General features: G+C 56.7%; 13 protein-coding genes. 3 read left to right on the forward strand and 10 right to left on the reverse strand.

Annotated elements, in window-relative coordinates; all coding sequences use genetic code 11:
* Window positions 1-20: 20 nt before the first annotated feature.
* Window positions 21-2,141, reverse strand: coding sequence for a glucose PTS transporter subunit IIA (locus ADB08_RS01360; RefSeq protein ID WP_016423055.1), 2,121 nt, complete (start codon window positions 2,139-2,141; stop codon window positions 21-23).
* Between the two features lie 261 nt (window positions 2,142-2,402).
* On the opposite strand from ADB08_RS01360, the gene ADB08_RS01365 reads away from it, so the two are divergent.
* On the forward strand, window positions 2,403-3,320 hold the full coding sequence (locus ADB08_RS01365) for a 2-dehydropantoate 2-reductase (RefSeq protein WP_048732590.1): 918 nt from the start codon (window positions 2,403-2,405) through the stop codon (window positions 3,318-3,320).
* 52 nt (window positions 3,321-3,372) lie between these two features.
* A complete protein-coding gene (locus tag ADB08_RS01370) occupies window positions 3,373-3,990 on the forward strand; it encodes a DNA-3-methyladenine glycosylase I (protein WP_049170196.1) in 618 nt (205 codons plus the stop codon).
* Between the two features lie 83 nt (window positions 3,991-4,073).
* Here the strand turns inward: ADB08_RS01370 and ADB08_RS01375 are convergent, their stop codons facing one another.
* The 6 genes from ADB08_RS01375 to glnA (ADB08_RS01400) all read right to left on the reverse strand — a co-directional run bounded on the left by ADB08_RS01375 (window position 4,074) and on the right by glnA (ADB08_RS01400) (window position 10,806).
* A complete protein-coding gene (locus ADB08_RS01375; protein WP_049170198.1) occupies window positions 4,074-4,700 on the reverse strand; it encodes a hypothetical protein in 627 nt (208 codons plus the stop codon).
* 309 nt (window positions 4,701-5,009) lie between these two features.
* A complete protein-coding gene (locus ADB08_RS01380; protein ID WP_049170200.1) occupies window positions 5,010-5,300 on the reverse strand; it encodes a PspC domain-containing protein in 291 nt (96 codons plus the stop codon).
* A 52-nt stretch (window positions 5,301-5,352) separates the two neighbouring features.
* The gene (locus tag ADB08_RS01385) at window positions 5,353-5,547 is read right to left on the reverse strand and encodes a PspC domain-containing protein (protein ID WP_049170202.1); all 195 of its coding nucleotides are present in this window, start codon (window positions 5,545-5,547) and stop codon (window positions 5,353-5,355) included.
* Window positions 5,548-5,709: 162 nt separating this feature from the next.
* Window positions 5,710-7,167 carry a type I glutamate--ammonia ligase gene (glnA, locus tag ADB08_RS01390; protein ID WP_049170204.1) on the reverse strand — a complete coding sequence of 486 codons (1,458 nt, stop codon included), beginning with the start codon at window positions 7,165-7,167 and terminating at the stop codon, window positions 5,710-5,712.
* Between the two features lie 72 nt (window positions 7,168-7,239).
* Window positions 7,240-8,412 carry a tyramine oxidase subunit B gene (locus tag ADB08_RS01395; RefSeq protein WP_049170206.1) on the reverse strand — a complete coding sequence of 391 codons (1,173 nt, stop codon included), beginning with the start codon at window positions 8,410-8,412 and terminating at the stop codon, window positions 7,240-7,242.
* A 957-nt stretch (window positions 8,413-9,369) separates the two neighbouring features.
* Window positions 9,370-10,806, reverse strand: a complete 1,437-nt coding sequence (glnA, locus tag ADB08_RS01400) for a type I glutamate--ammonia ligase (protein WP_048732575.1) — start codon at window positions 10,804-10,806, stop codon at window positions 9,370-9,372.
* A gap of 404 nt (window positions 10,807-11,210) precedes the next feature.
* On the opposite strand from glnA (ADB08_RS01400), the gene ADB08_RS01405 reads away from it, so the two are divergent.
* A complete protein-coding gene (locus ADB08_RS01405; RefSeq protein WP_016423046.1) occupies window positions 11,211-11,729 on the forward strand; it encodes an RDD family protein in 519 nt (172 codons plus the stop codon).
* A gap of 2 nt (window positions 11,730-11,731) precedes the next feature.
* Here the strand turns inward: ADB08_RS01405 and ADB08_RS01410 are convergent, their stop codons facing one another.
* The 3 genes from ADB08_RS01410 to lipA all read right to left on the reverse strand — a co-directional run bounded on the left by ADB08_RS01410 (window position 11,732) and on the right by lipA (window position 15,549).
* Complete coding sequence (locus tag ADB08_RS01410; protein WP_180802898.1) at window positions 11,732-13,351, reverse strand: aspartate:alanine exchanger family transporter; 1,620 nt, start codon at window positions 13,349-13,351, stop codon at window positions 11,732-11,734.
* 266 nt (window positions 13,352-13,617) lie between these two features.
* Window positions 13,618-14,397 carry a DUF4191 domain-containing protein gene (locus tag ADB08_RS01415; RefSeq protein WP_049170211.1) on the reverse strand — a complete coding sequence of 260 codons (780 nt, stop codon included), beginning with the start codon at window positions 14,395-14,397 and terminating at the stop codon, window positions 13,618-13,620.
* Window positions 14,398-14,490: 93 nt separating this feature from the next.
* The gene (lipA, locus tag ADB08_RS01420; protein ID WP_049170213.1) at window positions 14,491-15,549 is read right to left on the reverse strand and encodes a lipoyl synthase; all 1,059 of its coding nucleotides are present in this window, start codon (window positions 15,547-15,549) and stop codon (window positions 14,491-14,493) included.
* Window positions 15,550-15,555: the final 6 nt, after the last annotated feature.

A 15,555-nucleotide genomic window follows, 5' to 3' on the forward strand; every position in this document is an offset into this window, starting at 1 on the left:
GTATGCCTTCTAGAAATCAATTATGGCTGAACTTCGATGACCATGTCGCCGGCTTGGACAGAGATGCCGGTGACCGGGGAAACCTTGGTTAGCTTCTTGGTATTGGTGATGGTCATCAGTGTCGTGGTTGGGTAACCAGCTTCCTTGACCTTGTCGAAATCGACCTCGGCAAGTACATCGCCGGCCTCGACGTGCTGCTTCTTGGAAACCTGGACATCGAAGCCTTCACCGGCCATCTTGACTGTGTCGATACCGACGTGGACGAGTACCTCTACACCGTCATCGGTCTTAATACCGAAGGCGTGACCGGTCTTTGCCACAGTCATCAACGTGCCCGATACGGGTGCGACCACGGTAGAACTGGTTGGCTTGATACCGACACCGTCACCGAGAGCACCGGAGGCAAAGACCGCGTCGCCGGCCTCGGCAAGGCTGACAACCTCACCGGCAACCGGGGCCTGCACCTGTACAGGCTTGGTATCAACGGCAGTTGCGACACCACCGGCGCCAGCTGCCGCAGCAGCCGGTGCGGCAGCCTCGGCGTTGGTACCAGCGTCACCGGAAGCCTCAGCTGGAGCCGAATCGGAGCCACTGGTGGCAGCGTGTGGGGTGGCGTCGCTGGGTTCGTCGTCAAGCTCTGCGGCGCGTGCGGCCTCGGCCTCAGCCTTCTCTTCCGGCGTGCGGTAGTCGGTGAGAATGATGGCGAACATGGCGACGAAGAATGCCACGGCGACGGAAATCAGGTAGACCCACATCGGTTTGAACACGACAGTGGTGATGAGGGAGGTGAAGACGAAGGCGTTGGTTGTCACACCACCGAACGGAGCCGACAGGATGGCGATAGTCAGACCGCCGGCGAAACAGCCGAGCAGCATGCGCGGGTAAATCCGCTTGAAGCGCAGGTGAATACCGTAGAGGGACGGCTCGGAGATACCACCGAAGAGACCGGCAGCGAGTGCCCCCGTTGCAGTTTGGCGCATCTGAGTGTCGTGGTCGCGCATGGAAAGAACCAGCACACCGGCAGTTGCTCCGAAGCAGGCGAAGTTCCAGGCACCCATCGGGCCTTGGATGAAGTCGTAGCCGAGAGTCTGGATATTGACCAGCATCAGCGCATTCAGTGGCCAGTGCAGGCCAAGCGGTACGAGGAACGGGTAGAGCATCGGGATGAGAATTGCGAACACAAACGGTGCGTTCGAGTTCATCCATGCCAGGCCGGAGCCGATGCCGTTACCAAGCCAGATGCCCAGCGGGCCGATGAGGAAGGCCGTTAGCGGAATCATGATCAGCATGGAGATAAACGGCACGAAGACCATCTGCACATTCTCCGGGAAGATCTTCTTCAAACCGTGGTAGACCACTGCCAGGATGGCGACCATGATCAGCGGTACAAAGACCTGTCCGCCGTAGTCATTGAGCTGCATTGGCAGGCCGAAGATGTTGGCGGTGAAAGTTTCGGTACCGAGTTCCTCGTTGACTGTCTTGATGGTGTCCGAGAAGCGATCGGTATCCTGCAGACTCATAAACTCCGGCGTCATTAGGGCAGCCATGATGGCTGCGCCCAGCCATGGATCTACCCGCAGCTTCTTCGCTGCGTTGTAGGCGACCATGATTGGCAGGAAGTAGAAGACGCTGCGCCACATGGCATCGACGAAAATCCAGGTGGCGGACTTATCCTCAGCGCGGAAGTCGACGATGTTCAGGCCGTCGAGTACAGCCGCAATCGCGATAATCAGCGATGCACCCAACAGCACGCCCAGGATTGGGCGGAAGGAATCCGAGAGGTACTCGAAGAAATTGTCCAGCCAGGAGTACTTGCCGCGTGCCTTCGAGCGAGCTTCTGCCTTAACGTCTGCGTCGGACTTAGTGGCGACTGCGCCGGCACCCTTCATTTCCGGTAGGTGCTTAATGGCCGTGTACATCGATTCGACGCCACCGCCACAGATGACCTGGTAGCGGTTATCGCCCTGGTGAACGACACCGAGTACGCCCGGCACCTTGTCAATCTTGTCCTCGTTGATCTTGGAGACATCACCGAGTTCAAAACGCAGACGCGTCGCACAGTGCGTCATGCTTGTGATGTTTCCGGGTCCACCGAGGTTTTCAACTATTGCCCTCGCGCTGGAATCTTTTGACGACCCCATCGTGACCTTCCTTCACAGTAAGCAGGGCCGTTAAACGCAAAAAGACCCGAGGCGCCACAAACTGTGGGCCTCAGGTCTTGCCTCAAAAGAGTAACAACCCTGGGTTGATATCTATTAATTTCGACCCTACTCCGCTTTACATAGTTTTGACAAGGTAGTAATTCAAGCTCAAATTTCACATTTGGGGATAGCCTGGATTGCCTGTGGACAACCGCATGCAACCTATTTCGCGCTCAGTGCGGAAGTCGTAAGGTGGCAGCTATGAGGATTGGAGTTTTAGGTGTAGGAGCTGTCGGCGGCTGGTTTGGCGGTCGCCTCGTGCAAGCGGGTTATGATGTCGTCTTTCTCGCCCGCGGCGAGACCCTGACACGTCTTCGTGAGGTGGGGCTCACGCTTATCGACGAGCACGGGGAACGCAGCATTATCCCCGTCAAAGCAGCCGACAATTGGGGTGAACTCACTGCCGATGGCGTCGACGTCGATGTTGTGATTGCGGCAACCAAGGCGCTGCCGGGCAACGATCCTTTCCCGCAAGTTCCGGCTGGTGCAGCAGTGGTGACCACCCATAACTCGGTGGAAATCCCTTATTTGGCAGCGGGGCGGTTCGGTGAGGACAAGGTGTTCCCGGGTGTTATCCGCGGTTTCTTTATCCACACTGGCCCGGCAGAAGTCACCTTCCGACCAGGACCGATGAGCCTGAACATCGGCACATTCGATGACTCCACTAATGACCTGGTCGGGGCAGTTATCGAGGCATTGCACATGGCTGGGCTCGGTGGCGAACAGCTCCCGGATATCTGGGTCGATATCTGGGCAAAAGCGATGTTCGTGGCTAACCTCGGTGCCCTAGGTGCCCTGGCTGATAGTCCGATTGGTTACTTGCGTTCGGAAATGCGCGACAGCTTGACGCGGATGTTTGAAGAAACCGAGGCAGTCGGTCGAGCCTGCGGCGTTGCGCTGCCAGAGGACATCGTGTCGCGGACCTTGGCCTTTACTGATGATCAAGGGTACGACAACACCTCGTCGATGCAGCGCGACTACACCGCGGGACTTACCAATGAGCTCGATGCCCAGATTGGCGCAATCCGCCGGATGGGGCAGAAGGCGAAAGTGGAAACGCCGACGCTGGATCTGGTGTATGGCGCTCTGGTTGGGCGTCAACACAAGCATAAGAATTAAGAGCTGCGGTGCTCAGCTAAGTCAAACCGGAATTGGGGGATTGGAAAGACTGATGAAAATTGGATCGGACTACACGGAAAACAATGGGCTCATCATCGGTGAGGATGGATTGGCTCGACCGGCATGGGCTGCTCACAGTGAGCTGCTGAGAGAGTACTACGACACCGAGTGGGGGATGCCGGTGCGCGATGAGCAAGGACTATTCGAACGGCTCAGCCTGGAGGTATTTCAGGCGGGGTTGTCGTGGGAGACAGTGCTGAAGAAGCGGCCCGCGTTTCAGGAAGCCTTCGCGAACTTCGACCCCGATGCGGTTGCTGATTTCGATGACGAAGATGTCGAAAGATTGATGAATGATGAACGAATCATTCGGAATCACAGGAAGATTACCGCGGTAATCAATAACGCCGTGGCGACGATTGCTCTGCGTGAAAACGGCGGCTTAGCCGAGTTGATGTGGTCGTTTAAACCGGAGAAGTCTCCCGAGCCACGTTCAATCGAAGAGGTGCCCAGCTACTCCGAGGAGTCCAAGGCGCTTGCCAAGGCATTGAAGAAAGCTGGTTTTAAGTTCGTAGGCCCCACCACGGTCTTTGCATCAATGGCTGCCGTGGGGATTGTCGATATCAACATTGTTGGCGCACATCGGCGCGGTGCCTCTGGCGTTTTTGACTAGGGGAAAGGGGGATTTAACTAGCTAGGGGGAAAGAAAAAGAGCGTGCCACCCGGCACGCTCAAAATCTTTCGGTTCGTGTAGAACTACTTGTTCTCGTAGGAGTCGGAGTAGTTCTGGCCGTCCTCAGAGGTCCACTTCATGGTGTCCTTAGTGAACGGCTGCTCCCAGCCGTTTTCAATCTCCGACTCCGGTGCGGTCGGCAGACCAATCTCGTTTTCCAGTGCACCGTTGGCAACCCAGGTCTCGCGAATCTTACCGATCAGCGGCTGTGCACCATTAGTCTCTGGGGACTCAACGAAGGTGACGTTCTCGTATTCAGCGGCAACCGCGTCGCCGACCTTCTTAGCGGACTTGAACTCGCCAGCCTCAGAATCGTACGGGGAGGTGAAGGAAGAAGCTGCCTCGGTGATGGACTCAGGCAGGTCAGCCTCTGCCACATCCTCGCCAGCAGCGTCGCCCAGCCCCAGACCGTTCATAGCCTCGCCAGCCTTGTCCTTAGCGCCATCAGCAGCCTCGCCGGCCTTGTCCTTAGCGCCGTCCATAGCGTCGCCAGCCTTATCAGTGGCGTCGGTTGCTACCTGGCCAGCCTGATCCTTGGCGTTGTTAGCAGCATCCTGTGCATCATCGGAAGAACATGCAGCCAGGCCGCCGAGTAGGGCGGCGGAGCCGACGATTGCGGTAGCGATACGGGTCATCTTCTTGTTCTGCATTTCAAAACCACTTTCTTGAGAGCTAACTAAGTTACCTATTCAATTATTGGCATCTTCCACTATTCGCCAGAATTAAATTCAAAGAGAAATTGACAATTCTTTTGAATATCAGGCATTGGAAGAGGGCGTGGCTTTAAAGCCGTACAGAAGGAACACTAGGTAATTCTGAGGCTTGCGCAAGTCAAATAGCGTGAATCTGTGCACTCTATGCACTATTTGTTACCGAATTTGCGTGATTGCGAAATTGGAATAGTGCTGGTGAGGGCGTTGCGAGTAACGGAAAGGTATCAATCTTATTAAGCTTGACGTTTATTGCTTATTTTCTTTCCCTGCGGGGTTGGAGCCGCGAGCATCGTCGTCAAGCGTGTACTCGCCATCTGGCAGGACGAACCAGGCCAAGAGGTAAAGAGCTAGGAACCCAGCGCCAATCTTCCAGCCAATCATCGATCCAACGCAGGGAAGGATGATGTAGACCATTCGTGTGAAAGTGATATCCCAGCCTTGGCTTTCCGCGATTCCTGCGAGGACGCCACCGAGGAGGCGGTCATTACGCGAGCGGTAAGTTTTCTTGGTGGACTTTTCGGGAGCGGCGTCGCTCATCAGATAAAAACTCCAAGGTATGGCTATTTAGGCATTTTTCGGTCGACCGCGCTTATACGTAAGTTTCCTTCGGCATGATAATCCATGCTGCGAGGTAGAGAAGAAACTGCGGACCAGGCATCAGGAAAGACGCGACAAATATAACGCGCAGCAAAGTCGCATCCCAGTTGAAATACTCAGCGAATCCACCGAGCACACCTGCAACCATTTTGTTATTGGTGGAACGGGTCAGTGACATGTTGTTCATAACAATCAAGGGTAGCCCCAATCCGTTTAGTTCGCAGTGGTGCTAGCTCTACTAAATGTGCCGACTAAAAACAGCGTGTCCCAGCTAAAAACACCGCTACCCCAATACGGTTAGGTGGGGTAGCGGTGTGGGCGTCGTCAAGCGAGCTTTACGGGGCGAATGCTAGCAGTCGTAGTAGAGCTCGAACTCCTGCGTCGTCGGGCGCAGACGTGCCGGCATAATCTCCTGATCGAACTTGTAGCGGATATGCGCGTCGATGAGATCCTGTGTGAAGACATCGCCGGCGAGCAGGAACTCGTGGTCCTCCTCCAGCGCCTTCAGCGCACCCTCCAGCGAATGCGGGACGGTAGGGACGTCCTTGAGTTCCTCTGGTGGCAGCTCGTAGAGATCCTTGTCAATCGGCTTGCCAGGCTCGATACGGTTCTTGATGCCGTCGAGACCAGCCATCATTGCGGCGGTGAAAGCCAAGTACGGGTTGCCCGACGGGTCCGGAGCGCGGAACTCGATGCGCTTGGCCTTCGGGTTTGCGCCGGTAATCGGGATTCGGATGGCGGCCGAGCGGTTCTCCTGGCTGTAGACCAAGTTGACGGGAGCCTCGAATCCCGGAACCAGGCGGTGGTAGCTGTTCATCGTCGGGTTGGTGAAAGCCAGGACTGCACCGGCGTGCTTCAGGATGCCGCCAATGTAGTAGCGCGCCATGTCGGACAGGCCACCGTAGCCGTTCTCATCGTGGAATAGTGGCTTGCCATCCTTCCACAGTGACTGGTGGATGTGCATACCAGAGCCGCCATCGCCGGCCAACGGTTTCGGCATGAAGGTAGCGGACTTCTGGTTGAACTTGGCGGTGTTCTTCACCACGTACTTGAAAGTCTGCATGTCATCGGCGGCGTGCAGCAGAGTATTGAAACGATAGTTAATCTCCTGCTGACCGCCCGAACCCATCTCGTGGTGGGAGCGCTCAACATGGAAGCCAACATCCTGCAGGTGCTCGCCGATTTCGTCACGAAGATCCTGCATGTGGTCATACGGAGCAGTAGGGAAGTAGCCGCCCTTGGTACGCACCTTGTGGCCGAGGTTGCGCGATCCGTCCGGGTTTACCTTCACCCCGGAGTTCCACCAGCCCTCAACCGAATCCACCTCGTGGAATGACTTGTTTGAACTGGAGTCGTAGCGGACGGAGTCGAAGATGTAGAACTCTGCCTCAGCGCCAAAATTACAGGTATCGGCGAAGCCCAGTTCGTTCAGGTAGTTCTCGGCCTTACGGGCAATATTGCGCGGGTCGCGACTAAACGGCTCGCGGGTGTGCGGGTCATGGACGAAGAACTTCATGTTCAGCGTCTTCGACTTACGGAACGGGTCGATGAAAGCCGTGTCCAGGTCGGGCAGCAGCATCATGTCGGAGTTATCCACCGAGGTGTAACCCGCAATGGACGATCCGTCGAAGGCGAGGCCCTCATAGGCTGAGTCCTCATCAAACTCGGATACCGGAACGGTTAGGTGCTGTTCGATGCCGGGAACGTCGGTGAACTGGACGTCTACCCAGCGAATGTCATTGTCCCGGATGTATCGTTGGATTCCTTCCGGAGTTGTCTGGTCACTGCTGGGTTTGAACTTACCCATTGGTAAAACTCGCCTACTTCGCGTCTAGCTTGTTGAGCTTACTAATCGTGTTATCGAACTTGCTGGTCACTACTACTTCAGCAGCGGAACATCCCACAGGTTCAGCTTGGTGCCGATGCCCTTTGCCAGGGCGTTGTCGTAGACATCGGTGGCCCAGGCGACGTCCTCGACTGGCATGCCTCCGATGGAGTAGCAGAAGATTTCCTCGTCGTTCTGGCGACCCGGGGCCTTACCGGAAGCGATATCGCCGATGTTGACAAGCTTCTCGGCGGGAAGAGTGCCCTCTTCCTTCATATCCCACCAGCGGTTACCCGGAATACCGAGCAAGCGCTCATAGGTCACGTCTGGGCCGTTCTCGTTGAACCACTCTTCGTACAGGCCGGTGTAGTCAACGACGAGGTTGCAGTCGTCGGAACGCACGAAGTCGTCGTCGAGGCGTGCAGCGGCCGGCATGAGCAGCAGCGCGCCGGGCTTCAGATACTCCTTCTTGAAGTACGGGAAACCGGACGGGCCATCGGAGGAAGTCGAGGTGCCGGCGATGAGGATGTCGGAGTCGCGGATGGCCTCTTCTTCGGTCTCGACGATACGGACCTCTTCCAGCTGCGGGAACTCGTTCTTAATCCAATCCACAGCCTTCTGGGTCGAAGCCTGGGAGCGGCCCTTGACCTTAACCTTCTTAATGCTCGGACGCTGCGACATAGCGGAGCCGAGAATGGTGCGGCTCATAACACCCGGGCCAATGATGCCAACGACCTCGGCGTCTTCGACGGCCAGGTGCTTGACGCCGACACCCGGAACAGCGCCAGTGCGGTAGGCCGACAGGAGGTTTGCCGACATGACAGCCTTCGGGGCACCCGTAATTGCATCGTTGAGAATGAACAGGTGGATCGAACGTGGCAGGTCGTTCTGGCGGTTATCGGCATTGGAGCCGTACCACTTCACACCTGCGCCGTTGAAGCGACCACCGAGGTAAGCGGGCATTGCCATGAAACGACGGTCAGGGCCATTTGCCGGCATACCCTCATGGATTGGGTTATCCGGGAAGTTGATCTGGGCACCGTGGGAGTTAGCGGAAGCGCCGGCCATCCGGTAGTCGCCGTCGGCCAGCAGAATCAGGGTTTCTTCCATGGTCTCAACACACTTGGCGAAATCCGTGACACCAGCTTCAACCATGTCAGGTTCGCTGAGGTAGAGAAAATCAATGCGAGTTGAGTTTTCTGGGTTGGCAGCGTTTTCGTTAGTCAAGAATGCTCAAATCCTTCTTAATGTTCATCGGCCACCCTATGCGGCGGCTGGGCTTAAGTTATTCCAGATGCATGCTCTCCAGAATCAATCAAATCGCCTCGGCGTGGGCTCTCGAGTCGCCATTTCCGAGGGGTATGGCGTACCACCATACGGAAAAACCACAGCGTAGGGGCGTTTACGCAGTTTTCAGCACGACATTCCCGCTTTACGACGGTCACAGCGACAGAGCCCAACTTCCGTCAATAAGTTGCCCGTAATAACTACTTCGACATGCACAATTGATACTTTTTGAGAACGATTACAGATGAGTGAATTATCCTCCCACGCATCAATGTTTATGAACTTTGTCACATGTCATTAAGTTGCGACACATTTCTGGTTCAACGGGCGTGATTGCCTGGCGTCCTACCTTCGCAGCATGCCCCATCCGCTCTTGGTGTCCGCCCCCTTGCGGTGTCCCTCGCATCCGTCCCTCGTGTTGTCCCTAGCGCCCCTCGCACTTATGGCCAGTTTTCTGGCACTATCGATGATTTTCCTTGACTTATCGACGATTTTTCGTCACTTATCGACGGCTGTCCGGCACTTATGCGCACGGTATCCTCCCCACCCTGTCACTTGTCGATGCGCTGTTCACTTATGGCCACGCTATAGCGCATCGACAAGTGAATATTGCATCGATAAGACTGGGGCGGAGAGTGTGCAACTCTACTCGTGCAGGGGTCGCGGCCCTTTTGTGGTGGTGTATGACCCTGTTCAGGGGAGTGGCCCGGAACCGCGCACAAATTCGTGCTCACATACGCGCGCGTATGCGGGCCCAGGCGCCCGCAGCCAGCATGACCGCAATGAAAAACCGCCTGACCACATTAACTGTGGTCAGGCGGCATCTAACAAGCTCGTTGGGCGGCCATGAGGAGCAATGGGGGGGGTGCTTGCTGTGGCCGTCGTGAAGCGAAAACTTTAGCAGTCGTAGTACATTTCGTATTCCTGCGGAGTCGGGCGCAGGCGAACCGGTTCGATCTCGTTTTCGTACTTGTAGTCGATGTAGGTCTGGATGAGGTCCTCGGTGAAGACATCGCCCTCGAGCAGGAACTCGTGGTCATTGCGCAGGGCCTCGAGTGCGGCCTCGAGAGAGGTCGGAGCCTGCGGGATGTCGGCAGCTTCCTCCGGCGGGAGCTCGTAGAGATCCTTGTCGACCGGAGCGTGCGGCTCGATGCGGTTCTTCACGCCGTCCAGTCCGGCCATCATCATGGCAGCGAAGCCAAGGTACGGGTTGCCCGACGGGTCCGGGGCGCGGAACTCGATGCGCTTTGCCTTCGGGTTGGAGCCGGTGATCGGAATGCGAACAGCGGCAGAGCGATTGCGCTGCGAGTAGACCAGGTTAATCGGAGCCTCGAAGCCCTTGACCAGGCGGTGGTAGGAGTTCAGGGTCGGGTTGGTGAAGGCCAGTACCGCACCTGCGTGGTGAAGGATACCGCCGATGTACCAGCGAGCGATGTCCGACAGACCTGCGTAACCGGCCTCATCGTGGAACAGCGGCTTGCCGTCCTTCCACAGCGACTGGTGAGCGTGCATGCCCGAGCCGTTGTCGCCAGCCAGCGGCTTCGGCATAAAGGTGACGGACTTGCCCTCTTCCCAGGCGGTGTTCTTGATGATGTACTTGAAGGTCTGCAGGTCGTCTGCAGCGTGCAACATCGTGTTGAACTTGTAGTTGATCTCCTGCTGGCCACCAGTGCCGACCTCGTGGTGGGCGCGCTCCAGGTCGAAGCCGGCGTCAGCGAGCTTCAGGCACATCTTGTCGCGGAGGTCCTGGTAGTGGTCGTACGGAGCGGTAGGGAAGTAGCCGCCCTTCAGACGGGTCTTGTAACCCAGGTTTGCAGAGCCGTCCGGGTTCTGGTCCTTGCCGCGGTTCCACCAGCCTTCGATGGAATCAACTTCGTAGAAGCCGCGGTTGGTGTCGGTCTCGAACTTGACGTTGTCGAAGATGTAAAACTCCGCCTCAGCGCCGAAGAAGCAGGTGTCGGCGATGCCGGTAGAGATGAGGTATTCCTCCGCCTTCTTCGCGACGTTACGTGGGTCGCGGGAGAACGGCTCGAGGGTAAACGGATCGTGGACGAAGAACTTTACGTTCAGAGTCTTTGCCTTGCGGAACGGGTCAATGCGCGCGGTGCTCAGGTCGGGCAGCAGTGCCATGTCGGACTCGTCGATGGAAGTGAAACCACGAATCGAGGAACCGTCGAATGCCAGGCCTTCGGCCATCGCGTCCTCGTCAAATGCGGATGCCGGGATGGTGAAGTGCTGCTCGATGCCGGGAACATCCGTGAAGCGGACGTCTACGAACTCGACGCCCTCTTCCTTGATATACGCGACTACTTCCTCGGGAGTTTTGAAGGACATGTGCGGTCTCCTTAGTTGGCCTTGTTTAGTACGCAGCAGGGAATTCTTGCACGCTGTTTCGTGCACCTGCCGCGCTGTCAAGGACTGGCCGGTTGACGCCTTCAAGCTTAACGAACCACGCATTCATTCTGGAATTAGAACCACGAATTTCTGGCATGGCGCGTGAGGAATTCGCCAATACGGAATGGGTTACGCAAATAGGGAGCGGATTATCTGTTTATGGAAACACGGCAATATACTGCGCATTCATGTCACACACGCTTTACGACGAGCCTTTAGCTCCCATGCTGATAAGAAAATGGAAAAGGCGACGCAACATCGCCCCCGGATTACCCCCGCACGCGCTGAATGGCTGTCCCAGCCCGTGATTTGATAGCCGGATTGCTGCACTAGACTATGAACCCATGGAAGAAAAGCACAGTTGGCTAGATGGCCCTCAGATTCCGGGAGAGTTCGATAATCCGGACAAGCTCTCGGACTATCCCGGCCAGGCATTGGGTCTTGCCCCCGATGGCCCAGGATCGCAAGCGACGTTGATGCGTCGCGTCGGCGGCATTCTCATTGACTGGATTATTTCCTTGATGATTGCCGGCGCTTTTTCGATGTTCTTCGGCCCGAGCGAGGCGCAGATTGACCAGTTCGGGGATTCGTTTATCGCCTGGCAGTCATTCCTTGCGACCTATTCGCCAGTTGTCTTCCTCATTATTGGCACGGTGTCGGTTTGGCTGTTCGCCCGCACTCCGGGCCAGTGGATGATGAAGATGGGTGTCGCTCGCGTGGACAAGCCCGGCGAGCGAGTTGGCTTTGTTCGTGCCTTCTTCCGCAGCTTGCTTACTCTTTTCTTGCTGCCGCCAGCAATCACCGACTCGGATATGCGCGGCATGCACGACCGTGCCACTGGCACGGCCGTCATTTTGGGTTAGCGCTATAGCACCAACACGACCAGGACCTGGGCGAGAATAATCTTCATGATCATGGCCATTGGATACACCGTTGTGTATCCCATTGCCGGCAACTCGTTCTTGGCCTGGTCGTTGACGTATGAGAGCACTGCCGGGTGAGTCTGCAAGCCCGAGAGGATACCCGCAGTTTGGCCGAATGGAATCTTCAGCACACGGTGACCGACAATGAGGGTCAACAGTGCGGAGCTAAACGCGATGATGGCGGCAAGACCCAGAACTGTCAGTGATGCCGGGTCAGACAACGCAGCCTGGAATCCCTTACCGGCAGTGGTGCCGATACCAGCCAGGAACAGTGCTAGACCCATGGTGCGGAACGCCAGGTTGGCCGAGTAGGGGATAGGCCAAACCAACGGGCCAGTGCGACCGACAGCACCCAGAATCAGCGCCACAACCAGTGGACCACCAGCGGATCCCAGGGCTAGCGAGCTGCCGCCCGGAAGCGGAATCTTGATGAGACCCACCAAGACACCCAGCGTAAGCCCAAGGGTGAGCGGCAAGAGGTTGACGTCGGAAAGCTTCTTGTAAGAGTCGCCGAAGAACTTTGTTGCGTCCTTGATTTTCTCTGGCGGTGCAACTACGCGGACGCGATCACCAAGCTCTAGGCGCATGTTTGGTTCCGCGACGATGTCGTGGTCGCCGCGGCGAATACGCGTAATGATCATGCCGTCCATGCGAGTCTGAAGTTCCGCAATGGGGACACCGACCACGTCAGATGCAGAGACGAAGATGCGACGGAAGTCCAGGCGACCGTCGTGTGTCGGATCGCCTGGCATAAGCTCGCCAAGGTACTCGGCGGCACGAGCAATTTCTTCCTCTGTACCGACGACGGAAATAATATCGCCGACGGAGACAGTGTCACCCGGTGATGGAATGTAGAGGTGGCCCTTGTACTCAATGCGTGAAACCGTAATGTCCAAACCGAACTTCGACGGAAGGTCAGTGATGGAAGGCAGGTCGTCCTTGAGAATCTTGATGTCCCGAGTATGCAGCGGAAGCGCGGCAACACCTGCGTCAATAGCTTCCTGGTCGTGATCGACGCGGAAGACCTTCGACATAATACCGATAGAAGCAATCACTGCCAGCACGCCGATTGGGTAGGCCAGGGAGTAACCAATCACCGGCATATCGTGCGCAGCGGCCAGCTCGCCCTTATCCGAAATGAGGCTAGGAAGAGCATCGACGATTGCTGCCATAGCCGGGGTGTTGGTCAGGGCGCCTGTGAAGGCGCCTGCGCCTTCCACCGGATCGATAGGCAAAAACTTGATCAGCAGGAAAGACTCGATGGTGACAACTGCGAGCACACCAATGCCGAACAGGTTGTGCTTGATGCCGCGCGAGCGTAACGAGCTGAAGAACTCGGGGCCCGCCTCCAACCCGATGGTGTAGACGAATAATGCCAGGCCCACGATGTAAATCAACGGGGAGATTTGAATTTCCGGCTCAATAGTCGCGAGGATAAGGCCGACGAAGAGGACGGCAGCCACGCCAAGCTTGAAGCCGAAGATCTTGATCTGGCCAATTGCCAGGCCAAGAAACAAAATCACTAGAAGCGCTAAGAGTTCATTTTCAGCCAAGAGTTGCACATATCCCATGGTGGCACAACTAGCAGTAATCTTCATTAAGCATTGTTTCCAGCAAGGATACGACCTTTGCTGACAGCGTGATAAGTGAGAGCAATCACTTCAACAAGACATCAATAACTGTGTGTGAAGACATGGCTTTAGGCATCGTTTTAAAGCTTTAAAGCACAAAAAAGGGGGCCCGAAAGCCCCTTTTTTCTGCTTCAACCTAGATTGCCCCTCGGCGGGTTGCCCGAGCAACCGACCCTGGTGAAACCTAGCTAAAACCTCTAGTGCTTCTTGCCGCGATTGGCGGCACGGCGCGCACGACGGTTCATGCCGGCCTGTGGGTTAGCGCCCTTCGGCATTGGACCCTTGGGCATGTTCGCGCGCGCATCGCGAATACGGTCCATCGACTGGATGCGCTCATTCAGAGCGTTGGCCTGATCCTTATTCAGGTTGCGCGGCAAACGCATGAGTTCGCGCTGCAGCTTCTTCGGCGGGACCTGGCCCTCGTCGCTACCAGCAATCATGTCGTAAATCGGCGCTTCGCCCGCAATGCGTGCCAGCGACTTCTTCTCACGAGCAATCATCTGCTTGACGCGGTTCGGATCACCTTCACCGACCAGCACAACACCGGCGTTACCAATAACACGGTGAACAGCATCCATGTGCTGATTAGCGACAACACCGGTCTTGACGTGCCAGACATAGCCAACGCCCTGACGCATATTGTCCAGCGTCCACGCTGCAGCGCCGGCCTGGCCTTCCGCCTCTGTGTAGAAGGACGCCTCAAGACGCTTAGAGAAGATGTACATCGCGACCATAAAGCCGATCGAGATACCAATAATCGTCAGAATCCAGGGCCAGACTCCACCAATGAGCAGACCAATCAGTAACAGCAGGATGATCGGACCGAAGAAGCCCAGTGCCATGTAAGGCACGAGCTTGTTGTCCCGCGAGCGCTGCAGCTTAAACGCCTGCCACATCTGGCTACGAGTCTGCTTACGCTGAGCGCGCTTGGCGGCGCGGTTCGCCTTCTTCATTTCTTTCGCATCATTGGTCGCCATAATCACCAACTTTAGGGCATGCGATGTAGTTTTAGGCAATAGACCGCGCCGTAGCGCCGTTTCGCTTTACGACGGCGCTGCGGCCGTCAGCCTCTAGGAAGCCGGAATAGCCGAAGTGACTGGCGTATCCTCCGATGCGCCATAGCGGTCAAGCAGAGTCGAGGCTTCCTGAAGTGCGAGGTTGTTGTCGTTTTCGTCGGCAAGCGCGGACAGATGCGCAGGCAGCTCCTGACCGCGGTGCGCCAGTGCGCGGGCGTAGAGCCGTCCAGCGCGGTAGGAAGAGCGGACCAGCGGGCCGGACATGACGCCGGCAAAGCCCATCTCTTCAGCGGTCTTGGAGAGCTTGACGAACTCCTCTGGCTTAACCCAACGTTCAATTGGATGGTGCAGTGGAGTGGGGCGGAGGTATTGAGTAATCGTCAGAATATCGCAGCCGGCATCGTGCAAATCCTGCATAGCGGAGATGATCTCGTCATAGGTTTCGCCCATGCCCAGGATGAGGTTGGACTTGGTAACTAGCCCAGCTTCGCGAGCGCGAGTGATGAGTTCCAAGGAACGCTCGTAGCGGAATGCGGGGCGGATGCGCTTGAAGATACGCGGCACCGTTTCCAAGTTGTGGGCGAAAACCTCGGGCTTGGCGTCGAATACCTGCTGTGCTGCAGATTCGTCGCCACGGAAGTCATCGACAAGGAGCTCGACTCCGGTATTCGGGTTGAGTTCGTGGATCTGGCGGCAGGTCTCAGCGTAGAGCCAGGATGCACCGTCGGGCAGATCGTCGCGGGCGACACCGGTGATAGTGGCGTAACGAAGACCCATCTCGCGGACGGATTCCGCAACACGACGCGGCTCATCCTTATCCAATGGGTCGGGCTTGGCTGAGTTAATCTGGCAGAAGTCGCAGCGGCGGGTGCACTTATCGCCGCCGATGAGGAAGGTGGCCTCGCGGTCTTCCCAACATTCGTGAATGTTCGGGCAGCCAGCCTCCTGACAGACCGTGTGCAAAGAGGCACCCGAGACACGGTTTTTCATGTCCTTGTAGCTGGGGCCCGGACGAACCTGGTTGCGAATCCACCGGGGCTTGTTCTCGATAGGGGTCTCGGCATTTCGTGCCTCGACGCGCAGTAACTTACGTCCTTCTGGCTTAACAGTCACAGTTTC

The organism is Corynebacterium sp. 239_CJEI, assembly GCF_001055995.1.
GTDB lineage: Bacteria > Actinomycetota > Actinomycetes > Mycobacteriales > Mycobacteriaceae > Corynebacterium > Corynebacterium jeikeium_D.